The sequence below is a fragment of the Streptomyces sp. NRRL WC-3742 genome (assembly GCF_000720635.1).
Classification (GTDB): Bacteria; Actinomycetota; Actinomycetes; order Streptomycetales; family Streptomycetaceae; genus Kitasatospora.
On the sequence record NZ_JOCF01000042.1, the window covers coordinates 1 to 26,118 of the forward strand.

Consider the following 26,118-nt stretch of genomic DNA (forward strand, 5'->3'; position numbering starts at 1 on the left):
AGCCCTGGGTTTTGTGGGGGGGGGGGGGGGGGGGGGGGGGGGGGGGGGGGGGGGGGGGGGGGGGGGGGGGGTGGCGGGGGGGCTCGGGGGCGGTGGGTGTGGTGGTCACGGGGGTCTCCTCGCGTCGCGGAGTCCTGGGTTCTGGTGGGAGCGGGGCGGGCGGCGGAACGGGCCGGGTGCCTGCGGAGTCGTGCTCAGCTCTGCCGGTCGTCCTCGGTGACGCTGATCGCGCCGCCGGGGCAGAGGTCGGCGGCCAGCCTCAGGGCGGCGAACTGCTCGGGCTGGAAGGAGGTCTGACGGAGTCTCACCAGGGAGTCCCGGTCGTCCTGGTCGAAGATGTCGGGGGCGTTGGTGACACACATGCCGGAGCTGCAGCAGCGGTCCCGGTCGACGCTCACCTGCATGGGCGGGCACCTCTCGTCGATGCGGCGCCGACCTGGGGGCGAGCGCCTCTCGTTGTCATTGCCAACCTAACCGCCATCCGTCCGTCCACGGATCGCCCGTCGGGGGTCTTGTCGAGAATGGCCGATTCGCCCCCATCCGGAACGGTTGGGCGGAACCGGAGGTTTGAATCGACGTCACTCGGACAGGTCGAAGCCCCGCAGGCCACTCGCGAGGCCGTACGTCGGAAGCTCCCGGACATCCGTTCGGACATTTCTGTTATCGGCGCGCCGCGCAGGGGTCTCCCAGGTGTCGGCACCCGACCCCAGGACCCGATCGAGCCGGCCCGGACAGAAAGCGTGACCACGTGAACAGCGACGACAGGACGACCATCCTCCCGGCCGTCGAAGGCAGGGCCTCCCGGCGTGCGGACCGGCGCCAGGCGGGCCGGGGGCGCCGGGGCAAGCGCCGGGGCGCCCTGCTGCCGGTCGCGGCGGTGGTCGCGGCGGTGGCGGGCACCGGGCTGGTCGCCGCGCTGACCGGCGCCGGGTACGCGGCGTTCGGCGGGAAGCAGACCGACCGGGACTCCGCCGCCCAGTCGCTGGCGGCGGACTCCCTGATCGAGGCCGAGGTCGGCACCCACGACGGCATCCAGGTGCCCGGGGCCGGAGCGCTCGGCACGGCGGTCGTGCCGACGCAGGCGGGCCCGAGCCCGACGGCCGTACCGACGGCCACCGCCCCGGCGTCCTCCACCGCGACCGCCACCCCGACGCCCACAGCCACCACCGCCTCCGCCAAGCCGACCCCGACCGCCGCCCGGGCCACCGGTACGGGCACGGCCCAGCGCTCCGCCACCGGCGCCCCGGCGACCCCGGCCGGGGGAGGGGCGTCCCCCGGCTACGCCCAGCAGGTGCTCGACCTGGTGAACGTCGAACGGGCCAAGGCCGGCTGCGGCCCGGTCACCGCCGACTCCCGACTGGCCAGTGCCGCCCAGGTGCACAGCGACGACATGGCCGACCGCAACTACTTCGACCACGCCAGCCCCGAGGGCCAGCACGCCGACCAGCGGATCGAGGCCGCCGGCTACCGCTGGAGCACCTGGGGCGAGAACATCGCCCGGGGCCAGAAGGACCCGGCCGCCGTGATGGACGCCTGGATGAACAGCCCCGGCCACCGGGCGAACATCCTGAACTGCTCCTTCAAGCAGCTCGGGGTGGGCGTGCGCACGGGCTCCGGCGGCCCCTGGTGGACCCAGGTGTTCGCCTCCCCGTCCTGAGTGCGGCCCCTATCCGGGGATGCCGAGCAGAGCCGATTTTCCGATTCCGCGCACATTGTTGTTATCTGATCACTCCCCACGAGTCTCCGAGGAGGCAGCGGCGGACGGAAACACGGCAAGACGGAGTGCGGACCATGAACGCTGAGGTGCACGGCAGGGACGTGCGGAACCGGACCGGGAGCACCCTGGTCAGGGCGGCCCAAGCAGGTGACCGGCAGGCCCAGGAGGCGCTGGCCGCCGCCTGGCTGCCGCTCGTCTACAACGTGGCCGGCCGGGCCCTCGGCGGCCACGCCGACGTCGACGACGTCGCGCAGGAGACCATGATCCGCGCCCTCGACGGCCTGGACGGGCTGCGCGACCCCGACGCCTTCCGCTCCTGGCTGGTCGCCATCACGATGAACCAGATCCGCCGCCGCCACGCCGACGGCCGGCAGCAGCCCACCGTCGGGGGCCTCGACGAGACCTGGGAGCTCGCCGACCCCCGGGCCGACTTCACCGACCTGACCATCCTGCGCCTCGGCCTGTCCGGGCAGCGCCGCGAGGTCGCCGAGGCGACCCGCTGGCTCGACCCGGACGACCGCGAACTGCTCGCCCTCTGGTGGATGGAGGCGTCCGGCGAACTCACCCGCGCCGAACTCGCCGAAGCCCTCGACCTGAGCCCGCAGCACACCGCCGTACGCGTCCAGCGGATGAAGAAGCAGCTGGAGGCCGGCCGCGTCGTGGTCCGGGCACTCGGCGCCTACCCGCGCTGCCCCGAACTCGCCGAACTGACCACCGGGTTCGACGGCACCCCCAACTCGGTGTGGCGCAAGCGTATCGCCCGCCACGTCCGGGGCTGCGCCGACTGCGACCGCCTCGGCCGCGACCTCTTCCCCGCCGAGGGGCTGCTCGCGGGCCTCGCCCTGGTGCCGCTCCCGCCGAGCCTGCCCACCGCGCTGCCCCTCCAGCACACCGCGGCCACCGCCGCCTCGACGGCGGCCCAGCACGCCGGGAGCACCGCGGGCGGGCACAGCGGCTGGACGGGCTTCGTCACCCGCAAGGCCGCCCTGACCGGCGGCACGGCCGCCGTCCTGGCGGTCACCACCCTCGCCCTGGTCTGGCCGCACAGCGAACCGCCCCAGCAGGCCGCACCCGCGCCGACCACCCCGGCCACAGCCCCCGACACCGCTCCGGCGACCGCCGCCGCGGCAGCCCTCACACCGGCCCCGGCCGAGACGCCCACCGCGTCGCCGACACCGACCCCGACACCCACGGCGACCACCGCGAAGCCGACCGCCCCGCCGCCCAACCCCGAGCGCCAGCTCGTCGACCTGGTCAACGCCGAGCGGGCGAAGGCCGGTTGCGGCCCGCTGCGCATCGACCCGCGCCTGCACGCCGCGGCCCAGAAACACGTCGACGACATGGTGGCCCGGGGCTACTTCGACCACGTCGGCCCCGACGGCGTCCGTGCCGACGCCCGGATCACCGCCGCCGGCTACCGCTGGTCCCAGTGGGGCGAGAACCTCGACCGGGGCCCGACCACCCCCGCCGCCGTCGTCTCCCGCTGGATGGACGGCGGCATCCACCAGACCAACCTGCTGGACTGCGCCTTCAAGGACGTCGGCGTCGGCTTCGCGACCACTCCGACGGCCACCTACTGGACGCAGGACCTCGCCGCGCCGATGGCCTGACCAGGTGCCCCGACCTACGCGGGCGTCAGACCCGGCGCCGAGCCCGTCATGAACCCGGTGGCCGAGCCGACCACACCGCCGGCGTCCCCGACCTGCCCCGGCAGCACCTCCGGTGCGCCGCTCAGCGGCCCGGGCAGGCCCTCCTGCCCGCCGACGGCACTGGCGTGCGCGGAGGGAGCGGTGAGGGAGGCGACGACCCCCACGGCGAGGGAGGCGACGGCGAGCATGCTGCGCTTCTTCATGGCCGGTCCAACGAGACTCCGCCGCCCGAGTTACGCGGAACGGTCACTCCCGCCGCCGGAACGCCGGCCCCGCCGCCTCGACGTACGCGTCGAAGGCGGCCCCGGCGTAGGAGACGTGCAGGTCGACGACGACCTCCTCGCCCTCCCAGCGGCCGCGCTCCGAGATCGTGAGGCCGAGCAGCGCCAGATCACCGGCCTGGCCGCGCAGCTCGTACTGCTCGAAGGTCTCCTCGCCGAGGTCGCCCTCGTCGTCCCGCTCCCAGGCGTCCACTGCGGCCTGGGCCAGCGCCCGGGGCAGCCGCAGCGGCACCCGGTCGACCTGGGCGTGGACGTGCTCCCCGATCGCCGCCAGCACCTTCGCGTCCGCCCGGTACAGCGCGTACTGCTCCTGATCGTCCATGCGGCGAGGCTACTCGGAGGGGCCGGTCCCCCTCGACCGAATTGATCATCACCCCGCCAGGGACCGGGGGGAAGGTGGACGGCCCGCGAGCCGACCGGGGCAAGGCCGGGCGGCGGGCGGGCCGTGGGTACCACGATGGGCCACGCGCCACCTGTCCGGCCAGGGGCGCACACCGGCGCGCGGACGCAAACCCGGCGTACGGGCGCGGAGCCCCGCGGCCCGGTCCGCTACCTGCTCCGCTACCCGACCGTCCAGTCCGGGTGCCCCGGCATCGGCGGGGTGCGGCGCCCGTACAGCCATGCCCCGAGGAACCCGTCCAGGTCCTGCCCCGAGATCTCCGAGGCGAGCCGCACGTAGTCCCGGGTGTCGGCGTTGCCGTGGCGGTAGCGGGTCAGGAAGGCGCGCTCGATCCGGGAGAAGGTCTCCTCGCCGACCTTCTCGCGCAGGGCGAACAGCACCAGCGCGCCGCCGAGGTAGCGCTGGTCGTCGAAGAGGTGCTCGGCCGTGGGCGCGGCGACCGGCCCGGCCTCGCGGCGCCACCGGTCACCCTGCCGGTAGACCTCCCGCATCCGGTCGGTGAGGGTGGTGTGCCCGGCGTCGTCGGGCCAGCCGCGTTCGTAGCGGTACGTCAGTCCGTAGTAGTCGGCGTGGCCCTCGTTGAGCCAGAGGTCGGCCCAGGTGGCGGGGGTGACGCTGTCGCCGAACCAGGAGTGGACGATCTCGTGCATCATGTGCGAGCCGATCGCCGGCTCGGGCTTGAGCAGGAAGCCGGGCTTGTACAGGGTGAGGGTCTGTGTCTCCAGTCCGGTGAAGCCGAAGGCGGCCGGGTCGTCGGTGTTCACCGGCAGGAGGCCGTAGGTCTCGAACGGGAAGGGCCCCAACCTGTCTTCCGCCCAGGCGAGTTGGCCGGGGGTGAGGGAGAGCGCCGGTTCGAGGTCGGCGGCGCGGGCGGTGGGGACGACGTCGCGCACCGGCAGCCCGTGCGGGCCGGTGCGCTCGCGCACGGTGTAGTCGCCGACGGAGAGCTGGAGCAGCTCGGTGGCCATCGGCGCCCGCGAGACGTACCGGCGGGTGGTGCGGCCGTCGCCCAGGGGCTCGGTGGCCGTCAACTCCCCGCCGGCCACACCCGTCAGGCCGTCCGGGGTGGTGACGGCGACGGTGAAGCGGGCCTTGTCGCCGGGGTGGTCGTTGCAGGGGAACACGGTGTGCGCGGTGTCCGGCTGCGGGGCGACGGCGAAGCCGTCCGGCGTCGGGACCCAGGCGGTGTGCGGCAGCCGGGCGCGGGGATCGGCCGTGTACTCGACGCTCACCCGGGCCGTGCGGCCGCGCCGCAGCGGCCGCTCGGGGGTGACGACCAGCTTCTCGTCCCGGATGGCGAACCGGGCCGGCCGCCCGTCGACGCGCACCGCGTGCACCGCCAACCCGAGGGCGTCCAGCCGCAGTTCGGCGAGGGCGCGGTCGATCCGCGCGGTGACGGCGGCGGTGGCCTCCACGGTGCGGGTGTCGCCCCGGTAGTCGAAGGCGAGGTCGTACGCGAGGGCCCGGTAACCGGGATTGCCGAGCTCGGGGAAGACGGGGTCGCCCAGCCCGTCCGCCGCATTCGCCACCGGGACGGCGCCGGACAGCAGTAGTCCTCCGAGCACCAGGGCGAGGACGGCACGGGCCTTGCGCAGACGGGTCAGCACACCGCCGGACCCTAGCCAATCGCTCCCCGCGACACGCGGTGATCCCCCGGACGGCCCACCGTGCTGGCGGCCCGCCCGTGCCGTGCCTAGTGTCGGAATCACTTCGTCCCCTGACGGACGGGGTCACGGCCGCCGGAGCTCCTGGCCAGATCCGGCGGCCGTACTTCTGTGCCCGCAGCCCTCCTGTGACCGCACCCGGCACGCCGTAGGCTGGCGCCCGACCGCCGCCCGCACCGGACGCCAGGAGCCTGCCCGTGACCAGCCCCGATTCCCCCGTCCTGGTGATCGGTGAGTGCGTCGCCGACATCGTCCGCACGGACGGCGCCCCGGACGTGGTGCACCCCGGCGGCAGCCCGGCGAACGTCGCGTACGGCCTGGCCCGGCTGGGCCGCCCGGCGGTGCTGCTGACGGAGCTGGGTCCGGACGCCAACGGGCGGCTGATCCGGGCGCACCTGGAGTCGGCCGGAGTGACGGTCCGGGCGGCGGAGTCGGCGCGCACGCCCTCGGCCGTGGTCCGCCTGGACGGGCAGGGGCGCGCGCAGTACACCTTCGACATCGGCTGGACGCTGCCGCCCGTGGACCTCGAGGCGCCGCCCGCCGCCGTCCACCTCGGTTCGATCGGCGCCGTCACCGAACCGGGAGCCGCCTCCGTGGTCGCCCTGGTGGAGCGCTGGCGCGGCCGGGTGCCGGTCAGCTACGACCCCAATGTGCGCCCCGCGCTGATGGGTGAGCGGGCCGGGGCCGTGCGGAGGGTCGAGCGCTGTGTGGCGCTGAGCGGCCTGGTCAAGGCCAGCGACGAGGACCTGGCCTGGCTGTACCCGGGTGAGCGGCCCGAGGCGGTGGCCGGGCGCTGGCTGGCCCTCGGCCCGTCCGTGGTCGCGGTGACCCTGGGCGAGCGGGGTGCCTTCGCGCTCACCTCGGAGGGCGAGGAGTTGCGGGTGCCCGCCGTCCCCGCGCGGGTCGCGGACACGGTGGGCGCCGGGGACTCCTTCATGGCCGCCCTCCTGCACGCCCGCGCCGACGGCACCGACCTGGCGGGCTGCCTGGCCGAGGCTGTGACGGCCGCCGCCCTCACCGTCTCCCGTCCCGGTGCCAACCCGCCCTCGGCGGCGGAGCTGGAGGCGGCCCTGCGGGGTGCGGGCGAGCTCAACTCGCCGACGCTGTGAGCTCCTTGGCGTACCAGATCTCGGCGTAGGGCCCGTCGCTGTAGGCGGGGATCTCGCGGTATCCGTGGCGGCCGTACAGGGCGCGGGCCTCGACCAGGTCGAGCCGGGTGTCGAGCACGATGCGGCGGGCGCCCAGCGCCCGGGCGGCCTCGTCGACGGCGGCGAGCAGCCGGGCGCCTCCGCCGGTGCCGCGCAGCGCGGGGCGGACGAAGACGCGGGTGAGCTCCACGGTGGCGTCCTCGCGCAGGCGCAGCCCGGCGCAGGACTGGGGGGTGCCGTCGTGGCGGCCGAGCAGGAAGACGCCGGTCGGCGCGGCGAGGTCGTCGCTGGGGGAGTCGGCGAAGCCGGTCTCGAGCTCCTCGGGGGTGCCCTCGCGGCCGAGGTGGAGGCGGTAGTAGCGGTTGGCCACGTCGTCGTAGTAGTCGCGCAGGAGCCGCTGGGCCTCGGGGGCGGTCACGTCCTCCGGGGTGACGGTCCAGCGGTCGGTCGGGCGCGCGGTGTCGGTCATGCGCGCATGATCGCCGGTCCTGCCCGTCGGCCGCAATCGGGTTTTCTCCGCAGGTGGGGCCAGGCAAAGGATGGGCAAGGTGCCCGGCGCGTCGTTGCCCCGCACGGGTGATGGAGGGTTGGCGGGGGCTCGAGACGGGGGAGCAGTGCCCTCATGAGTAGACCATCAGATAGTCGGATTAATGGGGGGTTGAGGGGGAGTCAGAGGAGAGCGGCGCGAACCGGGCTGCTGGCCACCGTCTGCCTCTCCGCCGTCGTCTCCGGCTGCGCCGGCCCGGCCGCGCCCGACCGGCCCCAGCCCGCCCCGGCGGCCCCCGCGGCCGCGGCGGGCGCCACCGCGGCCGTCGCCGCGGAGGCCGGGGGAAAGGCAGGGGCGAACGCCGGGGGGAACGCGGGCGCGAACGCCGGGGCGAACGCGGCCGCCCCCGCCGTCGCCGAGCGCGGCACCGCCCGCCCGCCGGCCGCACCGCCGCTGCTGCCGGGCCTCGCCCGCAAGGAGGAGGAGAGCAGCAGCGAGGCGGTGGCCCGACAGGAGGCCACCGTGCGCGCCGCCTTCGAGACCGCCCAGCGCTGGGGCGTCACCACTCCGCCGCTCAAGGCGCCGCACCCGGCGGCCAGGGTCGCGCTGAGCCCGACCACCGGCGTCAAGATGAAGGAGGGCCGGCCGCCCGTCGTCTACCGGGTGCCCACCGAGGACAAGGTGGTCTTCCTGACCGTCGACGACGGCGCCGAGAAGGACCCGGAGTTCAACCGGATGCTCGACGAACTCGGCGTCCCCGTCAGCGCGTTCGTCTCCGACTACCTTGCCCGCGACAACTACGGCTACTTCCGCGACCTGCACGCCCAGGGCGTGGAGATCAACAACCACACCATCAACCACCGCAACCTCAAGGTCCTCGACTACGAGACCCAGCGCGCGGAGATCTGTCGCCAGCAGGACCAGCTGGAGCAGCAGATCGGCACCCGCCCCCGCCTCTTCCGCCCGCCCTACGGCGAGTACAACGACGACACCCTGCGCGCGGCCGCCTCCTGCGGTGTGCAGGCGGTGCCGATGTGGAACGAGGAGGCGTGGCCGGACCGCATGGACTGGCGCTACGACGACCAGAAGCTGCACCCGGGCGACATCATCCTGACCCACTTCCGGGGCACCGACATCTGGAAGGCCACCATGCCGGACCTGCTGCGCAAGGTCGTCAACGACGTCACCGCGGCCGGCTTCACCCTGGCCCGCCTGGACGACTACCTGTAGGGGCGGTCGGTCGGATCAGCCGAGCGAGAGGGCGTCGACGTACACCCAGGCGCCCTCGTGCCGGACGAAGCGGCTGTTCTCGGTGAGCACGCCCTCCTCGCCGCCCTCCGTCCAGTGCGCCCGGAAGGCCACCGTCCCCTGGGAGTGGAAGGCCCCGCCCTCCGTGGTGGCGACCACCTCCAGCCCGGTCCAGCGCAGCCCCGGGCCCAGCTCCACCTCGGCGGGCCGGGTGTCCGGGTGCCAGGTGCGCAGCAGGTACGCCTCGTCCCGCGCGGCGAAGGCGCTGTAGCGCGAGCGCATCAGCGACTCGGCGGTGCTCGCCGCCGCGGCCCCGCGGTGCAGCCGGCCGCAGCAGTCGCCGTACGTGCCGGGCAGCCCGCACGGGCAGGGGGAGGAGGGCAGCAGCCGGGGGGCGGCCGGGCGGGGCTCGGGGTGACGTCGGGACATGCCCCCATTCTCCCCCACCGGCCGCCCGTGGACGCGCCGGGCCCGCCCCCGGCGGCGGTGTGCGCGCGGGGGCGGGCTCAGGGCGTGTCGTCGGGCGTGCCTTTCGGATCAACCGGCTCGCTGGATACGGTAGTTGAACTCGGCGGTGCCGAGGCTGCCCATCACCCGGAGCCAGAACGGCATCATCATCTCGGTGGCGCGGGCGCCCGCGATGTCCCCGAGGTCGATGATCCACTCGGCCGGCCAGCCGAACTCGCCGAGCAGGGCGACCGTCTCGGCCTTGGCGGCCTCGTCGTTCCCGGCGACGAAGAGGTTGTGCTCGCCGGCCAGCTTCTCCGGGGCCACCATCAGCTCGCGGTTGACCGTGTTGAGGGTCTTGACCACCCTCGCCCCGGGGAACTCGCGCTGGATCTGCTCGCCGACGCTGTCGGTGTTCACCGGGTCGAGGCTCACCTGGCCGTCCGGGCCGAACACCAGCGGGTTGGAGATGTCGATCAACAGCTTGCCGTCGAGGTTCTCGGCCCCGGCCGCGCGCAGCGCCGCCAGGGAGACGGTGCCGCCGGTGGCGTTCAGTACCACCTCGCCGAAGGCCGCGGCCTCCGCGAACGTGCCGGTGTGGCCGTCGGGGCCCGCCTGTTCGGCCCAGGCCAGGCCCTTCTCGTTGTCCTTGCTCCGCGATCCCAGCGTGACCTGGTGGCCGAGGGAGACCAGCTTGCTCCCCAGCGTCTGCCCGACCATGCCCGTGCCGATGATTCCGACGCGCACTGCGTCCCCGTCCCGTCGTTCCGTCAGATGACGGCCCGCCCCTGGCGGCACGGGCCGCGACGACGATAGTTGACGCCGGGCCGCTCGCGCGGCCTGTTTCAGCGGCGGGGCTCAGGCCCGGGGCGCGCCGAACCAGGTGCTCAGTGCACGCTCCAGCCCGTCCGGGTCGGCCGCGTCGGGCCCGGCGGCCCAGGCGACGTACCCGTCCGGGCGCAGCAGCAGGGCGTCGGCGGGCGCCTGCTCGCACTGCGCCGCCACGACGTCCACCCGTTCCTTCCAGCCCGCCGCCCGGTCCGCGAGGCCGCGCGAGTCGCCGGTGGGACCGCCGGTGGGCCCGCCGGTGAGGTCGAGCAGCAACGGCCGTGCGGTGCGGGTGAGTTCGGCCAGCCGGGCAGTGCCCTCGGTGGTCGTCACGGTGAGGTCCGGGGCGAAGCGCCCGGCCAGCGGGTGCGCGCAGTCGACGGCGTAGCGGACGTCGCTGCCCGCCATCAGCGAGGCGATCCGGCCCAGGTTGTCCGGGTGGGCGAGCAGTTCGCCGAACAGGGCCCGGATCGCGGTGATGCCGTCGCCCGGGGCCATCAGCGCCATCTGGGCCTGGCTGTGCATGAACACCCGCTCCCCGACGGGCCGTCGCTCGCCCTCGTAGGTGTCCAGCAGGCCCTGCGGCGCCCAGCCCAGGATGTCGGCGGCCAGCTTCCAGCCGAGGTTGGCCGCGTCCTGCAGCCCGAGGTTGAGGCCCGGGCCTCCGGCGGCGGCGTGCACGTGTGCCGCGTCGCCGACCAGCAGCACCCGGCCCTGCCGGTAGCGCTCGGCCAGCCGGGTGTTGTGCCCGGCCTGCAGCCGTACGCCCCGCGGGAAGCCCTCGGGGGCGGGGGCGAGTTCCAGGTCCGCGCCGGTGACCCGCCGCAGCGCGGCGCGCAGGTCCTCCAGGGTGGCGGGTTCGGCCTCCTCGGGAGCCGGGCGGCCCCACTCCACGGCGGCCAGGAGGGTGGCCTGCGGGCTGACCGGGGCGACGATCACCACGCCGTGCTCGGTACGGGTGTGGGTGAACGGCGCGATCGGCGTCGGGCATCCGGGCAGCAGCAGCGCGCCGGTCCCGGTGGTGCGCAGGCCCTCCAGCGGTGCCACGTGCCCGGTGAACGAGACCGGGTCGGTGGAGGTGACACCGGGGAAGCCGATGCCCGCGAGCTTGCGGACGGTGCTGCGCCCGCCGTCCGCGCCGACCAGGTACCGGGCGCGCAGCCGCCCCTGCCCGTCCGGGCCCCGGTACTCGACGGTGATGCCGTCCGCCCCCTCACTGAAGCCGGTGACCTCGCAGCCCCGGCGGAACTCGACGCCGAGCTCGAGGGCCCGCTCCTCGAGCACCGCCTCGATCCGGTCCTGCGGGGTCATCAGGATGCTCAGCGGGTTGTCCGGCACCGGGCTCAGGTCGAGCGGGAAGGCGCCGAACACGAACCGGGGAACGGGCTGCGGGGTGCCGGTGCCGCCCAGCGGCTCGTACAGGCCGCGCCGGTCCATCAGCCGGACCACCTGGCCGACCATGCCGTTGGCCTTCTGCTCGGTCGAACGCTCGGTCAGCCGGTCCAGCACCACCGGCCGGACCCCGGCCAGGGTCAGCTCGCAGGCCAGCATCAGGCCGACGGGGCCGGCGCCCGCGACCACGACGTCGGCGGTGTCGTCGGTGTCGTCGGCGTCGTCGATGTCGGTGATGTCGGTGATGTCGGCGGTGGTCGAGTTCGTGCGCATCTCGTATCCCCCTTCAGGGACGGTGACTTCATGGGACTTCACGGGGACGGCGGAGGAGCAGGCAGCCCGGCCGCCACCTGGCGCAGCGCGGCGGCGAGCAGCGGCCGGTACGGCACCACCGGGTCGGCGGCGAGGTACTGCTCGTTGGCGGCGGCGACCGCGGCCAGCGCCACGGCGGCGACCAGCCTCGGGTAGAGGTCGCGGGTGGCGTCGGTGCCGGTGCGGGCGGCCACCGCGGCCGCGAGGCCCGTGCGGGCCACCGCGCCGCCCCGGGCGAACTCGGCCTGCAGGGCCGGTCGGCTCAGTACCAGCCGTACGGCCGAGGTCCATTCCGGGTCCGGGTCCTCGGTCGCGCCCTCGAAGCGCGCGATCAGGACGTGGGTCAGCGCCTCCCACAGCGGTTCCTCGGCCGGGCGGGCGAGCAGTTCCTCCGCGGCCAGGGCGATGCGGTCGTGGTGGCGGGCGACGATCGCCTCCGCCTTGCTGGAGAAGTAGTTGTTGTAGGTGCGCGGGGACACCCCGGCCCTGGCCGCGATGTCCTCCACCCGGACGTTCTCCAGCCCGCGTTCGACGGCCAGGCACAGCGCCGCCCAGGTGATCGCCTCCCTGGTCGCGGCCTTCTTCCGTTCCCGTAGACCGGGCTGCTCCTTCGTCATGCGCCCACTCTGACGGGAAAGTTGCGTGCCGCGCAAGTATGCGCAGCACGCAACTTCGAACTGCCGGTCGGCCCGGATCGGCGGCGCCGCCGAAGGGGTCGGCGAGTCGGGCGGTGGGCTGCACGTGGTCACTGGTAGTAGTGGCGTGGTCGCGGAGCGATCCACCGCAGGAGCGAGTCCCGGACGGCGTGCCGACGGGACGACCCGACAGGACACGAGGAGCGGTCATGGCTGGCAGACGGCGTCCGCCGAGAGCACGGGCCCCGCGGCAGGGCGGGCCGACGGGCGGCGGCCGCGGGGAGTCCCGGCTGGGGCTCGCCAGGCTGGAGGGGTTCCTCGCCTGGGAGGCCGAGGTCGCGGCGGCCGAACGGGACGCCCGGGCCTTCGCGGAGCAGTTCCCCTGGCTGCCCGCCGCCGAGCGGGAGAGCCTCGAGCAGGCGTACACCGCCGACCGCCTGCGCTACGCCGAGGAGGTCGTGGACCGCGCGGTCGAGCGCTGCCGCCGCCTCGCCGCCCGCTACCGCGCCGAGTGCCGCCGCATCTGCGGCCGCTGGGCGGCCCTCTGCCTGTCCGTGACCCTGGCGGCGGCGCTGCTCGCCGTCGTCCCCGCCGTCCTGCGGGGCTGACCCTCCATTGACGAAGGCCCGCCGCGTGTGCGGCGGGCCTTCGCTGTGTTCGAGGTGTGTTCGAGGCGGGATCAGTGGTGGCCGTGGCCGCTGGTGATCTCGTGGTGCTCCTCGCTGGTCGGCTTGGCGATCTGGCTGCCCTCGCCGTAGAAGCCGCGCGACAGCTTCACCCGCGCACGGGTCAGCAGGCCCGTCCTGCGCGCGACCCCGTTCTCGTCCACCGCGGGCGGCAGTTCGGAGGGCTGCGGCTGGTCGTGCGAGGTGAGGGTGTGCAGCCGCCCCTGCGGCAGCGGCGCGTGGATCTCGATGAACTCGCCGTGCTGGAGCCGCTCGATGACGCCGGTCTCCCGGCCGTGCAGCACCTTCTCCTTGTCGCGCCGCTGGAGGCCCAGGCACCACCGCTTGGTGATCACGAAGACGATCACCGGTACGGCGAAGAAGCCCGCGCGCACCGCGTAGGTGATCGCGTTGATCGACAGGTGGAAGTGGGTGGCCAGCAGGTCGTTGCCGCCGCCGGCCAGCAGGATGAGGTAGAGGCTCATCCAGGCCGCGCCGAACGCCGTGCGCACCGGGGCGTTGCGCGGCCGGTCGGCGATGTGGTGCTCGCCGCGGTCGCCGGTGACCCACGCCTCCAGGAACGGCCAGCACCAGATGGCCATCAGCACGCTCGGGAAGATCACCAGCGGGACGAACACCCCGAGGTTGAGGGTGTGCCCGCCCCAGACGCTGATCTCCCAGCCCGGCATCACGCGCACCAGACCCTCGGAGAAGCCCATGTACCAGTCGGGCTGCGCGTCGGTGGACACCTGGTCGGGCCGGTACGGGCCGTACGCCCAGATCGGGTTGACGGTCGCGATCGCGGACATCACCGCGACCACGCCGAAGACCAGGAAGAAGAAGCCGCCGGCCTTGGCCATGTAGACCGGCAGCAGCGGCATGCCGACCACGTTGTCGTTGGTGCGGCCGGGCCCCGCGAACTGGGTGTGCTTGTGGTAGAAGACCAGGATCAGGTGGGCCGCGAGCAGGCCGACCATGATGCCCGGGATCAGCAGGATGTGGACGGTGAACAGCCGCGGCACGATGTCGACGCCCGGGAACTCCCCGCCGAACATGAAGAACTGCAGGTACGTGCCGACGATCGGGACGGCCAGGACGGCGCCCTCCATGAACCGGATGCCGGTGCCGGAGAGCAGGTCGTCGGGCAGCGAGTAGCCCATGAAGCCGTCGAACATGCCGAGGAACAGCAGCAGCGCGCCGAAGACCCAGTTGATCTCGCGCGGCTTGCGGAACGCCCCGGTGAAGAAGACGCGCAGCATGTGCGTCAGCATCGAGGCGACGAAGACGATCGCCGCCCAGTGGTGGATCTGGCGCATCAGCAGGCCGCCGCGCACCTCGAAGCTGATGTCGACCGTCGAGGCGTACGCCTCCGACATCCGGATGCCCTTGAGCGGCACGTAGGAGCCGTCGTAGACGACCTCGCCCATGCTCGGCTTGAAGAACAGGGTCAGCCAGACGCCGGTGAGGATGATGATGACGAACGTGTAGAGCGCGATCTCGCCCAGCATGAAGGACCAGTGGTCCGGAAAGATCTTGCGCAGGTTCGCCTTGGCGAGGGAGTAGACGCCGAGCCGGCCGTCGGTCCAGTCGGCGAGGGCCTCGGCCTTGTTCGCCGGCTTGGCGCGGGTGCTGGTGACCGGTCCCGGCTTCGACTGCTGGTCGGTGCTCACGACTGGCTCCCCGGCGTCCTCGGCGTACAAGCCCGCGTGCCGACGGGGAGGCCCGCCGGCGCGACGGCCGGCCGACGAAGTGTGGTGATCATGGGACCTCTCGATGCGGGACCCGCCGGACGCACCGGCGGGCGGATCGGCCCGATCCGCCGGTCCCGCTGCTCAGAGTGATGAAGCGCTTACTCTGACATGCTGTCCGCAGGGGGCCGACTGTGCACGTCCATCGGCCCGTCCGGCGGCTCGTGTCGGGCCGGACGGGGGTCCCTGACGCCCGATCGGGCGTCCGCCGGACGGCCGTACGGGTGCGGCTGCTGCGGTCGGGTGCCGTTGCGGCGCTCCGGCGCGCGCGGCTCCGAGGGGTCGCACGGGCTCGGGCCTACGCTGCGCCAATGGTGGAACACCCTGAACTCTGCGAGGACGTCACCGAGGCCCTGGCCCGCGCCGGTTTCGACACCGCGCCCGGCGCCTCACCGCTGCGGATCGGCCCGGGCCCCGAGGGGGTGGTGGTCGGGTGGCGGCTCGCCGACGGGCCCGAGGGACCGCCGTCCGGAGCGGCGCGCGCGGCGGTCGTCGAGGCCGCCGCGGCGGTGCTGCGCGAGCGCGGCCATCTCGTCGCCGGGACGGCGGACGGCGGGCTGCTCGTCACCGCCGCCGAGCCCCTGGCGGTGAGCGCGGCCGTGCCGGACGAGCCGGAGGCCCTCCCCGGGCAGTGGTGGGGGTGAGACGCGCGGCACGGTGTTGACCTGCGGTTTTGACCATCGCACGGGCATTCTCATACCGAACTCTTACTCGATCGAGGGGTGCAGTTGACCGGCCCGGCCCTAAGGTTTGCCTAAGCTAATCCGTGACGCCCTGGACCGTTGCCGTCCGGGGCGTTCGGTTGTGCCGCCCCTCCCGCAGCCGGCGTCGGGGGCTTCAGGACCGGTACGACCCGGGGCGGCCCGGGGGAGGAGCCCGCTGCATGTGGGATGAAGCGTTTCCGAGCTTTCTGATCGGGCTTCGGGAGGGCCTGGAAGCCGGACTGATCGTGTCGATCCTCGTCGCCACGCTCGTCCGCTTCGGCCACAGGGCCCGACTGCCCCAGGTGTGGACCGGCGTCGCGGCGGCCGTCGCGCTCAGCCTCAGCTTCGGAGCGGTGCTCACCTTCACCGCGGCCAACCTCTCCGGCCACGCCCAGGAGGCGTTCGGCGGGGTGCTCAGCCTGATCGCGGTCGGCTTCGTCACCGCGATGGTGTTCTGGATGCGCCGTTCGGCGCGCACCCTCTCCGCCGACCTCAAGGAGAAGGTGCAGGCTTCGCTCGCCGTGGGCGCCGGCGCGCTGGTGCTCACCAGCTTCCTCGCCGTCGCCCGCGAGGGGCTGGAGACCTCGCTCTTCCTCTGGACCAACGTGCGCACCGCCGGGGAGTCCACCGGCCCGCTCCTCGGCGCCGCCGTCGGCCTGCTGCTCTCCGCCGGGCTCTGCTGGGGCCTGTACCGGCGGGCGCTGAAGATGAACCTCACCCGGTTCTTCACCATCACCGGCGCCGGGCTGATCGTGGTCGCGGCGGGCGTGCTCGGGTACGGGCTGCGCGACCTCCAGGAGTCCGGGCTGGTCGGCGGCGGCAGCACGTACGCCGTCGACCTGAGCGGGCACCTGGACGCCTCGTCCTGGTACGCGACGCTCGTCCAGGGCACGCTCAACCTGACCGTCACCATGACGGTGCTGCAGGTGCTGGGGTACGTCGCGTACCTGTGCGTCGTGATGACGCTGTTCGTCGAGGGCGTGCGCAAGCCGGCTGTTGCTCCGGCCGCCCCGGCTGCTGCTCCGGCTGCCGCTCCGGCCGAGTCGGAGCCGGAGTCGAAGGCCGAGCCCGCCGAGCCCGTGCGCTCCGGGCGTCCGCGCTGGGTGGTGCCGGCCGCGCTGGTGACCGTCCCCGTGGTGGTGGCCGGAGTGGTGATCGCGGCCAGTGACGGCAAGAGGGACAGCTCCTCCACCGTCTCCGTCTCCGAGGCGGAGTGCGGCCACGGCTTCACCACCCCGCTGCCCGGCCAGCAGGTCTTCCAGATGCACAACACCGGGGACAAGGTCTCCGAGGTGTACCTGGTCAACCCCGGCACCGGCGCCGTCTACGGCGAGATCGAGGGCCTGGCCCCCGGCACCACCCGGGCGCTGACCGCCACCATCGGCTCCGGCGACTACGCCTGGCGCTGCGTGCCCACCGGCGGGAAGTCCGTCACCTCGGCCGCCGTCCACGTCACCGGCGGCGCCCAGGTCAAGGCCGTCAAGCCCGTCGCCGAGGACGACCTCAAGGGCCCGCTCGACACCTACAAGGGCTACGTCAACAAGGGCCTCGCGACCCTGCTGACCGAGACGGGGAAGCTCCAGGCCGACATCCACGCGGGCGACCTCGCCACCGCGAAGGCCGACTGGCTCACCGCCCACCTCCAGTACGCCTCGCTCGGCGCCGCCTACGGCACCTTCGCCGACCTCGACGGCAAGATCAACGGCCGCCCCGACGGCCTCGCCGACAAGGCCCAGGACAAGGACTTCTCCGGATTCCTGCGGCTGGAGTACGGCCTGTGGCACGGCCAGTCCGCCGAGGAGCTGACGGGGGTCGCCGACCAGCTCTCCGGCGACGTCGCCAAGCTCGTGCAGGACTTCCCCGGGCAGCAGTTCGACCCGGGAGACCTGCCGCTGCGCGCCCACGAGATCCTCGAGAACACCCTGCAGTTCGAGCTGACCGGCGACACCGACCAGGGCAGCGGCACCAACCTGGCCACCACGCAGGCCAACCTGGCCGGCACCCAGGAGCTGCTGACCGTCCTGCAGCCGCTGCTCGACGAGCGCGACCCGCAGGTGCTGGTGCGCGTCAACGCCGGGATGAAGCGGGTCGGCGACCTCGTCGCGGCCGCGCACAAGCCCGAGGGCTGGACCCCGCTGGACAAGCTGCCCGCCGACACCCGCCGCCAGATCAACGGCGCCACCGGCCAGCTGCTCGAAGACCTCTCGCCCGTCCCCGCCCTGCTCGAGATCCGGAAGGCCGCCTGATGACCGACCACACCGCAGCCGCCGGAGGCACCTGCCCGTTCGCCCACGCCGCCCCGACGGCGGCAGAGGCCGGACCGGCCCGCCGCGGCTTCATGCGCGCCGCGCTCGGCGCGGGCGCCGGGGCCGCCGTCATCGCCGGCGGCGCCTCCTTCGCCCTCGGTACGGGCACGGCCGCCGCCGGGGACACCAAGCAGGCGTCGAACGGCCTCGTGCCCTTCCACGGCGCCCACCAGGCCGGCGTCACCACCCCGGTCCCGGGTTACGCCGCCTTCGTCTCCTGCCAGGTCATCGCCCAGGACCGCAAGGGCCTCGAGGACCTCCTCAGGACCCTGACCGAGCGCATCCGCTTCCTCACCGCCGGAGGCACCCCGCCCGACCTCGGCGTCGGCGCGCCGCCCGCGGACAGCGGCATCCTCGGCCCGACCGTGACCACGGACAACCTGACCGTCACCGTGGGCGTCGGCGCCTCGCTCTTCGACGACCGCTACGGCCTCGCCAAGGCGAAGCCCGTCAAGCTCGCGCCGATGAAGACCTTCCCCAACGACAACCTCCAGGCCGCCGAACTGCACGGCGACCTCTCGCTGCAGATCTGCGCCGACCGCCAGGACACCGTGCTGCACGCCCTGCGCGACATCACCCGGCACACCCGCGGCGCCCTGCAGATCCTCTGGCGCATCGACGGCTTCCAGAACCAGTCCCGCCCGGACGGCGCCCAGCGCAACCTGCTCGGCTTCAAGGACGGCATCGTCAACCCGGACACCACCTCCTCCAGGGAGATGGACCGGCTGATATGGGTGCAGGACGGCGCGGGCGAGCCCGCCTGGGCCACCGGCGGCAGCTACCAGGTCATCCGGATCATCCGGATGCTGATCGAGTTCTGGGACCGCGTCACCCTCGCCGAGCAGGAGAAGATGTTCGGCCGCCGCCGCGACACCGGCGCGCCGCTGGACGGGCACGCGGAGAACGACACCCCGGACTACGCCAAGGACCCGGACGGCAAGGCGATCCCGCTCAAGGCGCACATCCGCCTCGCCAACCCTCGCACCGCCGATACCGACACCTCGCGCATCCTGCGCCGCGGGTTCAACTACGACCGGGGCGTGGACAAGGCGGGCAACCTCGACATGGGCCTGGTGTTCTGCTGCTACCAGCAGGACGTGGTGCGGCAGTTCGAGGCCACCCAGACCCGGCTGATCGACGAGCCGCTGGTCGACTACATCTCGCCGACCGGCGGCGGGTACTTCTTCGTCCTGCCCGGAGTGAAGGACAACGCCGACTGGCTCGGGCGGGGGCTGCTGGCCGCCGTCTGACGACGGGTCGGTCCGGTTCCGCGGGGACGGGCCCCGGCGATTCGCCGCCGGGGCCCGTCGATCCGGCACGCCCGGAAGGGCAGTGGCGGCCGGCACGTCCTCAGCGTGGGTCCAGGGTGAAGCCGATCACCGCGCCGCCGCCCTCGCGGTTGGCTGCGAACGCGGAGCCGCCGTGGGAGCGGGCGGCCTCGCGGACGATGGCCAGGCCGAGGCCCGAACCGGGCAGGCTGCGGGCGGCGGTGGCGCGGTAGAAGCGGTCGAAGACCCGGTGCAGGTCGGCCGGGTCGATGCCCGGGCCCCGGTCGCGCACCTCGACCCGGGCGTCGCGCACCACCACCTCGATCGGGGCGGTGCCGTCCGGGTCGAACTTGGCGGCGTTCTCCAGGAGGTTGGCCACCGCGCGGGCCAGCGCGTCCGGGCGGGCGGTGACCACGGAGTCGTCCGCGTCCACGGTGATCTCCCGGCCGCTGCGCCGGCGGGCCTGGGCGGCGGCGGTGCGGACGAGTTCGGCCAGCGCCACCCGCGTCGGCTCCTCGTCCGCCTTGCGGTCGGCGGCCAGGGCCACCAGCTCCTCGACGAGCTGGGTCAACTCCCGCGCCTCGTCCGCGAGATCGGCCATCAGCGCGTTGCGTTCGGCCGGCGGCAGCCGGTCCAGGCTGGGCAGGACGGACAAGTTGGTGCGCAGGCTGGTCAGCGGGGTGCGCAGCTCGTGTCCGGCGTCCTGGACGAGCCGGCGCTGATTCTCCTTGGCCGTGGCCAGGCGGACCAGCATCCGGTCGAAGGCCCGGGCGAGCCGGCTCACCTCGTCCGTCCCTCGGGCGGGCACGAACACGTCCAACCGGCCGCTGGCGGCGACGAGTTCGGCCGCGTCGGTGAGCCGGACCAGGCGGCCGGTGATCCGACCGGCGACCAGCCACCCGGCCGCTCCCGCCACCAGGACGACGACGGCCACCACCGCGATCATCTGTCGCCGCAGCTCCGCCAGCAGCTCCTCGATGTCGTCGAGCCGCTGCACGATCTGGACGGCGCCCCGGCCGTTCCCGAGCGAGATCACGCCCACCCGGCAGACGACACCGTTGGGGCTGCGCACCCCCGTCGCCGTGCGGCCGGGATCCTGGGAGCCGGCGAGCTCGCGGTCCTCCGCGGTGGTCGGCAGGTCGAAGTGCGAGGTGCCGGGGAGGACGGCGCCGTGGGAGTCGAGGGCCTGGGCGGTCACCCGGACCGGGTGCAGCAGCTGCTCGCCCAGCCCGGTCGGGCCGTTGAAGTCCCCCGGGAACAGCTTCTGGCTCTGGACCTGGCCGCTCACCGCCCGGACGGCCGAGGTGAAGTCGTCCGTCTCGTCGTCGCGGATCAGCCGCGCGGCGGAGTGGTAGCCGAGGGTGCCGATCAGGACCGCGACCAGGGCGGCCATCGCGGCGAAGACCAGGGCGACGGTCGTGCGCAGTCCCGGCCGCGGCAGGCTCACCAGGCGGCGGCGCGGGCCCGTCACGGCTCGCGCAGCGTGTAGCCGACGCCGCGGACGGTGTGGATCAGCGGGGCCAGGCCGGGCAGGTCCAGCTTGCGGCGCAGGTAGCCGATGAAGACGGCGAGGTTCTTGGAGCCGGGGCCGAAGTCGTAGCCCCAGATGCGCTCGTACAGGGTGGTCTGGTCGAGGACGGCGCCGGCGTTGCGGGCCAGCAGCTCCAGGAGGTCGAACTCGGTGCGGGAGAGCTCCAGTTCGCGCTCGGCCCGCCAGGCGCGCCGGGCGGAGGGCTCCACGCGCAGGTCGGCGACGGTGAGCACCTCCTCGGCGGGGCCGGATCCGGGCCCGGACCCGGGCGCGGGGTCGGGCGGGTTGCGGCGCAGCAGGGCGCGCAGCCGGGCGAAGAGCTCGTCCACGTCGAAGGGTTTGACGAGGTAGTCGTCGGCCCCGGCGTCCAGGCCCGCGATGCGGTCCGGGACTTCGACGCGGGCGGTGAGCATCAGGACGGGGGTGCGGTCGCCGGCGGCGCGCAGGCGGCGGCAGATCTCCAGGCCGTCCGGCGCGGGCATCATCACGTCCAGGATCAGGACGTCGGGGCGATGTTCGGCCAGGAGGGCGAGGGCCTGGACGCCGTCCGGGGCGGTGCGGACCTGGTACCCCTCCAGGGTGAGCGCGCGGGTGAGCGAGTCGCGGATGGCCCGGTCATCCTCGGCGATCAGCACGGTGTGGCTCATGACGAGGGATTCTCCCTGGCGTGGCCACGACGGGTGAGGGCGGGTCGGGGCTTCGGGCTCGGATGCGGCTTTTGGGCGGTGCTTCGGGGGCGTACGGAGTGGTGGCGCGCGCCGGGGGCGTGTGTGGGGGCTGGTGTGGGGGCTCGGGGTGCGCGCCGGCCTGCACTCGGGGTGCGCTCGGGGTGCGTCCGGGTGTTCTCGGGCCTGCTCCCGGGCCTGCGCTCGGGCCCGCGCTCGGGCCTGCGCTCGGGCCCGCGCTCGGGGTGTTGCGGAGTACCTCGAGGGCGTACGGTTGCCTCACGGTGGCGCGCCGCCGCGCGGGCCGCCGGGCACGACGTCGGCACGCCCCCGCCGGAGGCTCTCATGGCGGACCGGATGGCTTTCCTCACCACCCCGCGCAGCGAGCGGGAGCGGCGTGACGCCCGGGAACGGCTGGGGGACCGGCGCGAGGTGTACCGGCCGGGCCCGCCGCTGCCGGTGGTGAGCGCGCAGGCGGCGCGGTGCATGGACTGCGGACTGCCCTTCTGTCACAGCGCCTGCCCGCTGGGGAACCTGGTGCCCGAGTGGAACCGGCTCGCGGCGGAGGGCGACTGGCACGCGGCGGCGGAGCGGCTGCTGGCGACGAACAACTTCCCCGAGTTCACCGGGCGGCTCTGCCCGGCGCCCTGCGAGAGCGCCTGCGTGCTCGCCATCGAGAGCGCGGCGGTGACGATCAAGGCCGTGGCGATCAAGAACGTGGAACTGGCGCTCGCCGACCGGGCGTGGGAGCAGGGCTGGGACCGTCCCCTGCCCGTGGAGCGATGGGCGGGGCGGGGTGACGGGCGGCGGGTCGCGGTGGTCGGCTCGGGCCCGGCGGGGCTCGCCGCCGCCCAGCAGCTGACCAGGGCCGGGCACGCCGTCACGGTGTACGAGCGGGAGGACCGGGCCGGGGGCCTGCTGCGGTACGGCATCCCGCCGTTCCGGCTGGAGAAGGACCGGCTGGACCGTCGCCTGGACCAGCTGCGGGAGGAAGGGACGGTGCTGCGCACCGGGGTGTGGGCGGGGCGGGACGTACCGGGCTCGGAGCTGCGCGCCGGGTACGACGCGGTGGTGGTCGCCGTGGGTGCCACCGCCTGCCGGGAGCTGCCCGTGCCGGGGCGGGACCTTCCCGGGGTGCATCCGGCGATGGAGTACCTGACCTGGGCGAACCGGGTGGCCGAGGGCGACCGCCCGGTCTCGCCCCTGTCCGCCGAGGGGCTGGACGTGGTGATCGTCGGCGGCGGGGACACCGCGGCGGACTGCCTGGGCACGGCGCTGCGCGAGCGCGCGGCCTCCGTCACGCAACTGGACATCAACCCCCGGCCGCCCGGGCGCCGGGCGGCAGGGCAGCCCTGGCCCGTCCATCCCAAGGTCGAGCGGGAGACGACCTCGCACGAGGAGTGCGGGGCCGCGGAGGCCGGTGCCCGGGTGTTCGCGGCGGCCACGGTCGGCTTCGAGCCGGGGCCGGACGGTCGGCTGGGCGCCGTTCGCTTCGCCGAGGCCGACCCGCGGGACCGGGGCCCGAGACCCGGCACCGAGCGGGTGGTGCCGGCGCGGCTGGTGCTGCTCGCGCTGGGATTCACCGGGCCCGAGCCGGACGCGCTGTTCGCCCAACTCGGCCTCGCCACCGGGCCGGACGGCGCCCTGCAGCGGGACGAGGGCTTCGCCGCCGGTCCGGCCGGGGTGTTCGTGGCCGGAGACGCCGGGCGCGGGCAGTCGCTGATCGTCTGGGCGATCGCGGAGGGCCGGGCGGTGGCCGCGGCGGTGGACCGCTATCTGCGCGGGTGGACCGAGCTGCCCGCGCCGATCGGGGCGTCGGCGCGGGCGCTCGGTCTGTGAACCCTTGCAGGTGTGATCAGCCGCGGCTGTGATCAGGTGCAGCTGTGATCAGGCGCGGCTGTGATCGCGCGCCAGTTGTGATGAGCCGCAGTGGTGATCGGGCGCCGTTGAGGGCGGGCGCTGGGGTGATCAGCCGAGGCCGAGGACGGACAGCGCGGTGGTCCAGTCGGTGGCGATGGCCTGCTGGGCGGGCACCAGGTCCACCTGGTGGTTGCAGACGGCCTTGTAGAGCTTGTACTCCACGGTGTCCTTGTCGGCGGCGGTGTTGCCGTTCGAGCCCGTGGCGTAGCGGGGCTGGGGCCACAGGTTGCGGGGGTCGGTCGGGTGGCCGCCGAGGGACAGCGGGATGTGGTGGTCCTCCTCGTAGTCCGCCGTGTTGGTGTCGTCGTAGCCGTACTGGGCGATCTGCTGGATCTTGAGGCGGTTGGTGTAGCTGGTGGACGGGCGGATCGAGGTGCTGTAGCCCCCGACGCAGATGGTGGAGTCGATGGTGTCCTGGCTGACGTCCGGGTTGGTGGCGCCGGGGGTGCAGGCCGGGTCGGGCAGCGGGAGGTACGCCTGGGAGCAGCTCGCGGCGAGGGTGGAGCCGGCGGTGTGGGCGGCCGGGGCGGCGTGGGCGGCGGCGCCGGTGGTGAGGGCGGCGCCCGTCAGGGCGGCGGTGGCGAGGACGGTGGCCAGACGGTGGGGGCGAGGCATGGGGGCTCCTGGAGTGGGCCGGGCTCGGGCGGCCGGGCGATGTGTCCATGGCATCATTGGATCGTCTATGCGGGTAGACCTCGTGTGGTGAACGATTGACGAAGCATCAGTCGGCAATCCGTGGGCAAGTCTTCGCTTGACGCGGCCACGTCGATTTGGTTCACGGGGCGGCTTGCCGAGGTGGGCGGTGGGCGGATGGCTCGTATGCGTATGGGATTTGGGTGTCCGGCGCTGCGGTTGAGCCGACGTCAGTGTGCGGGCTCCGCGGGCTCTGCGGGCTCCGGCTCCTGGCCGTGCGCGTCCTGGCCGTGTGTGTCCTGCCCGTGCGCGCGCTGGTCGTGTGCGCGGTGCCCGCGTGCGCGCTGGTCGTAGCGCCACAGGGCGGGGAACGCGGCCGACAGGACGGCGGCGCCGCCGAGGCAGAGCAGGCCCCCGGTGCGGAGCGAGGCGAGGATGCCCTGCCGGGCGGCCAGGCCCCCGGCCCGCAGGTCGCCGAGGGCGGGTCCGGCGGAGCCGATCAGCATCTCCAACCCGGCGGCGCGGCCGCGGAGTTCGTCCGGGATGGACTGGTTCCAGATGGCGCCGCGGAAGGTGTCGCCGATCCAGTGGGCGGCGCCCGCGAGGGCCAGGCAGAGCAGGACGGTCCAGACGTTCGGGGCGAGAGCGGCCGCGGCGGTGGCCGCTCCGACCAGGGCGACGGACAGCAGCACCAGGCGGCCGTGCCGGTGGACGCGTTCCGTCCAGCCGCCGGTCGCGGCCGCGAGCAGGCTGCCGACCGCCGCCGCCGAGTAGAGCAGGCCGAGCGCCCACACCGCGTCCAACTCCTCGGCGAGGAAGGGGAACAGGGCGGTGGGCAGGGCGAAGGCGGTGGCCGCGAAGTCGGCCAGGTAGGTGCCCATCAGGTCGGGCCGACGGGCGGCGTAGCGGGCGCCCTCGAGGAACTCGCCGAGCTGCGGCGCCTCGGCGTCGCGCTCGGAGGGCACCGGGCGGACGCGGGCGAGCAGGGCGATCGAGACCAGGAAGGTCACGAGGTCGACCAGGTAGGCCCATGGGACGCCCGCGCCCGCGATCAGCAGCCCGGCGGCGGCCGGGGCCGCCACGGTGGCGATGCTCCCGCGCAGAGACAGCAGCGCCCCCGCCGCCACCAGCTGGTCGTGCGGCACCAGGCGGGGGATCATCGCATCGAGCGAGGGCTGCTGGATGCCCTGGAGGGCGGCCGCCACCCCAGCGGCGACGTACAGCGGCCAGACGGCGGGGGTGCCCAGCAGGGCGTTGGCCAGCAGCAGCGCGCTCAGCCCGGCGAGCGCGATCTCGGTGACCAGGGCGACGGTGCGCCGGTCGGCACGATCGGCGAGCACGCCGCCGTACAGGCCGAACAGGATCACGGGCACGAGTTCGACCGCGCCGACGGCGCCCACGGCGAGCGGCGAGCCGGTGAGGTGGGCGATCTGCAGGGGGATCGCGGTCATGGTGAAGATCGAGCCGAGCATGGTGACCGTGCCGGAGGTCCAGGTCAGTCGGAAGTCCCGGGAGCCGCGCCAGGGGGCGGTGTTCGGCAGCAGTCCGGACAGGCCGGACGACAGGGCGGACAGGAGTGAGGAGAGACGTGGGGACGGACGTGAGGACATGCGGGAGTCGATCCCTTCGGTGCCGTTGGCGTGGGCGCGACGGCGGTCCTTATCGCTGATAAATTCCAGCTCGGGAACTTATCGGCGATAAGGTGAGGGGGCAAGTCGATTTCTTCTGCTCCTCCGCAGGGGTTCGGCCTCGGTCTCGTAGGCGGGAAGGAGTGGTCGCGGATGGTGCTGCAACGCGACGAGGTGGTGCGCACCGCGCTGCGCGTGCTCAACGAGGAGGGCATCGACGGGCTCACCACCCGGCGGCTCGCCCGCGAGCTCGGCGTCCAGTCCCCGGCGCTGTACTGGCACTTCAAGAACAAGCGGGAACTGCTCGACCTCATGGCGGAGGCCATGCTCGCCGAGGCGCTGCCGCCCGACCGCACCCCCGAACCGGACCGCTGGCCGGAGTGGATCGCCGCCGACGCCCGCGCCAAGCGCAACGGGCTGCTCGCCTACCGCGACGGCGCCCGGGTGCACGCCGGCACCCTGCCCACGGCCGACGAACTGCCCGCCGTCGAGGCCCAGCTGAGCGCCCTGTGCCAAGCCGGACTGCGGCCCCGGACGGCGCTGCGGCTGCTGCTCACCGTCGACCGGTACATCATGGGCTGGGTCGCCGAGGAACAGGCGTGGCTCCAGAACGCGGCCGAACGCGAGCCCTTCCCCGACGAGGCGTTGGAGGGACTGCCGCTGCTGAGCGAGGCCGTGGACGTGCTGCGGATGACCGACCACGACGCGGACTTCGAGTACGGGCTGCGGGTGCTGATCGAGGGCTTCCGGTTCGAGATCGCGCGTGAGGGCGCGGGCTCGGGCGGGAACGCGGGCGGGAACGCGGGTGTGGGCGGGGAGGGTGATTCGGGGGTGCGCTAGCG

Annotated in this window: 24 protein-coding genes; 10 read left to right on the plus strand and 14 right to left on the minus strand. The window is 74.1% G+C overall.

Translation table 11 applies throughout. From position 1 onward, the window contains the following. Positions 1-194 precede the first annotated feature (194 nt). Entirely contained in the window at positions 195-404 is a 210-nt protein-coding gene (locus IH61_RS0122800) for a ferredoxin (protein ID WP_031072720.1), read from the minus strand. A 344-nt stretch (positions 405-748) separates the two neighbouring features. Between IH61_RS0122800 and IH61_RS0122805 the strand changes: the two genes are divergently transcribed. Further along, positions 749-1,657 (plus strand): CAP domain-containing protein, encoded by a 909-nt coding sequence (locus IH61_RS0122805; protein WP_051837723.1) that lies wholly within the window; start codon positions 749-751, stop codon positions 1,655-1,657. Between the two features lie 134 nt (positions 1,658-1,791). Further along, complete coding sequence (locus IH61_RS0122810; protein ID WP_031072724.1) at positions 1,792-3,327, plus strand: sigma-70 family RNA polymerase sigma factor; 1,536 nt, start codon at positions 1,792-1,794, stop codon at positions 3,325-3,327. Positions 3,328-3,341: 14 nt separating this feature from the next. On the opposite strand, the gene IH61_RS0122815 is transcribed toward IH61_RS0122810, so the two are convergent. From IH61_RS0122815 to IH61_RS0122825, 3 genes are all read right to left on the minus strand, one after another. Beyond that, complete coding sequence (locus tag IH61_RS0122815) at positions 3,342-3,569, minus strand: hypothetical protein (RefSeq protein WP_031072726.1); 228 nt, start codon at positions 3,567-3,569, stop codon at positions 3,342-3,344. Between the two features lie 43 nt (positions 3,570-3,612). Further along, entirely contained in the window at positions 3,613-3,969 is a 357-nt protein-coding gene (locus IH61_RS0122820) for a hypothetical protein (RefSeq protein WP_031072729.1), read from the minus strand. A 239-nt stretch (positions 3,970-4,208) separates the two neighbouring features. Then, positions 4,209-5,612, minus strand: a complete 1,404-nt coding sequence (locus tag IH61_RS0122825) for a M1 family metallopeptidase (RefSeq protein ID WP_234327299.1) — start codon at positions 5,610-5,612, stop codon at positions 4,209-4,211. Between the two features lie 296 nt (positions 5,613-5,908). On the opposite strand from IH61_RS0122825, the gene IH61_RS0122830 reads away from it, so the two are divergent. Further along, positions 5,909-6,820 (plus strand): carbohydrate kinase family protein, encoded by a 912-nt coding sequence (locus IH61_RS0122830; RefSeq protein WP_031072733.1) that lies wholly within the window; start codon positions 5,909-5,911, stop codon positions 6,818-6,820. Here the strand turns inward: IH61_RS0122830 and IH61_RS0122835 are convergent. Further along, positions 6,801-7,328 (minus strand): GNAT family N-acetyltransferase, encoded by a 528-nt coding sequence (locus IH61_RS0122835; RefSeq protein ID WP_031072735.1) that lies wholly within the window; start codon positions 7,326-7,328, stop codon positions 6,801-6,803. The genes IH61_RS0122830 and IH61_RS0122835 overlap by 20 nt on opposite strands. A gap of 189 nt (positions 7,329-7,517) precedes the next feature. Between IH61_RS0122835 and IH61_RS48720 the strand changes: the two genes are divergently transcribed. Beyond that, positions 7,518-8,576: a polysaccharide deacetylase family protein gene (locus IH61_RS48720; RefSeq protein ID WP_051837726.1), complete on the plus strand. Its 1,059-nt coding sequence runs from the start codon at positions 7,518-7,520 to the stop codon at positions 8,574-8,576. Between the two features lie 15 nt (positions 8,577-8,591). On the opposite strand, the gene IH61_RS0122845 is transcribed toward IH61_RS48720, so the two are convergent. From IH61_RS0122845 to IH61_RS0122860, 4 genes are all read right to left on the minus strand, one after another. Then, positions 8,592-9,023 carry a YchJ family protein gene (locus tag IH61_RS0122845; protein ID WP_031072740.1) on the minus strand — a complete coding sequence of 144 codons (432 nt, stop codon included), beginning with the start codon at positions 9,021-9,023 and terminating at the stop codon, positions 8,592-8,594. Positions 9,024-9,131: 108 nt separating this feature from the next. After that, a complete protein-coding gene (locus IH61_RS0122850) occupies positions 9,132-9,788 on the minus strand; it encodes an NADPH-dependent F420 reductase (RefSeq protein WP_031072742.1) in 657 nt (218 codons plus the stop codon). Positions 9,789-9,899: 111 nt separating this feature from the next. Beyond that, a complete protein-coding gene (locus IH61_RS0122855; RefSeq protein WP_078911319.1) occupies positions 9,900-11,534 on the minus strand; it encodes an FAD-dependent monooxygenase in 1,635 nt (544 codons plus the stop codon). 38 nt (positions 11,535-11,572) lie between these two features. Next, positions 11,573-12,190, minus strand: a complete 618-nt coding sequence (locus tag IH61_RS0122860) for a TetR/AcrR family transcriptional regulator (protein WP_031072746.1) — start codon at positions 12,188-12,190, stop codon at positions 11,573-11,575. 227 nt (positions 12,191-12,417) lie between these two features. Between IH61_RS0122860 and IH61_RS0122865 the strand changes: the two genes are divergently transcribed. After that, positions 12,418-12,816, plus strand: a complete 399-nt coding sequence (locus tag IH61_RS0122865; RefSeq protein ID WP_051837728.1) for a hypothetical protein — start codon at positions 12,418-12,420, stop codon at positions 12,814-12,816. 71 nt (positions 12,817-12,887) lie between these two features. Here the strand turns inward: IH61_RS0122865 and IH61_RS0122870 are convergent, their stop codons facing one another. Beyond that, entirely contained in the window at positions 12,888-14,543 is a 1,656-nt protein-coding gene (locus tag IH61_RS0122870) for a cytochrome b (RefSeq protein WP_031072749.1), read from the minus strand. A gap of 389 nt (positions 14,544-14,932) precedes the next feature. Here IH61_RS0122870 and IH61_RS0122875 point away from each other — a divergent pair, with 389 nt between their 5' ends. From IH61_RS0122875 to efeB, 3 genes are all read left to right on the plus strand, one after another. Further along, complete coding sequence (locus IH61_RS0122875) at positions 14,933-15,265, plus strand: hypothetical protein (RefSeq protein ID WP_031072751.1); 333 nt, start codon at positions 14,933-14,935, stop codon at positions 15,263-15,265. A 239-nt stretch (positions 15,266-15,504) separates the two neighbouring features. Continuing rightward, positions 15,505-17,571: an iron uptake transporter permease EfeU gene (gene efeU, locus IH61_RS0122880; RefSeq protein WP_031072753.1), complete on the plus strand. Its 2,067-nt coding sequence runs from the start codon at positions 15,505-15,507 to the stop codon at positions 17,569-17,571. Continuing rightward, on the plus strand, positions 17,571-18,881 hold the full coding sequence (gene efeB, locus IH61_RS41245) for an iron uptake transporter deferrochelatase/peroxidase subunit (protein WP_078911320.1): 1,311 nt from the start codon (positions 17,571-17,573) through the stop codon (positions 18,879-18,881). Before efeU ends, efeB begins: the two co-directional genes overlap by 1 nt. 100 nt (positions 18,882-18,981) lie before the next feature. Here efeB and IH61_RS0122890 read toward each other — a convergent pair whose 3' ends face one another. Both IH61_RS0122890 and IH61_RS0122895 read right to left on the minus strand, forming a co-directional pair. Continuing rightward, the gene (locus IH61_RS0122890; protein WP_031072757.1) at positions 18,982-20,370 is read right to left on the minus strand and encodes a HAMP domain-containing sensor histidine kinase; all 1,389 of its coding nucleotides are present in this window, start codon (positions 20,368-20,370) and stop codon (positions 18,982-18,984) included. Beyond that, positions 20,367-21,077, minus strand: coding sequence for a response regulator transcription factor (locus IH61_RS0122895; protein WP_031072760.1), 711 nt, complete (start codon positions 21,075-21,077; stop codon positions 20,367-20,369). The genes IH61_RS0122890 and IH61_RS0122895 overlap by 4 nt, the downstream gene beginning before the upstream one ends. Before the next feature lie 363 nt (positions 21,078-21,440). Between IH61_RS0122895 and IH61_RS0122900 the strand changes: the two genes are divergently transcribed. Then, positions 21,441-22,934, plus strand: a complete 1,494-nt coding sequence (locus IH61_RS0122900; protein WP_031072762.1) for a glutamate synthase subunit beta — start codon at positions 21,441-21,443, stop codon at positions 22,932-22,934. Positions 22,935-23,063: 129 nt separating this feature from the next. Here IH61_RS0122900 and IH61_RS0122905 read toward each other — a convergent pair whose 3' ends face one another. Next, positions 23,064-23,630 (minus strand): hypothetical protein, encoded by a 567-nt coding sequence (locus tag IH61_RS0122905; RefSeq protein ID WP_031072764.1) that lies wholly within the window; start codon positions 23,628-23,630, stop codon positions 23,064-23,066. A 248-nt stretch (positions 23,631-23,878) separates the two neighbouring features. Continuing rightward, positions 23,879-25,258 carry an MFS transporter gene (locus IH61_RS0122910; RefSeq protein ID WP_063763250.1) on the minus strand — a complete coding sequence of 460 codons (1,380 nt, stop codon included), beginning with the start codon at positions 25,256-25,258 and terminating at the stop codon, positions 23,879-23,881. A gap of 171 nt (positions 25,259-25,429) precedes the next feature. Between IH61_RS0122910 and IH61_RS0122915 the strand changes: the two genes are divergently transcribed. Then, a complete protein-coding gene (locus IH61_RS0122915; RefSeq protein WP_051837729.1) occupies positions 25,430-26,116 on the plus strand; it encodes a TetR/AcrR family transcriptional regulator C-terminal domain-containing protein in 687 nt (228 codons plus the stop codon). Positions 26,117-26,118 lie beyond the last annotated feature (2 nt).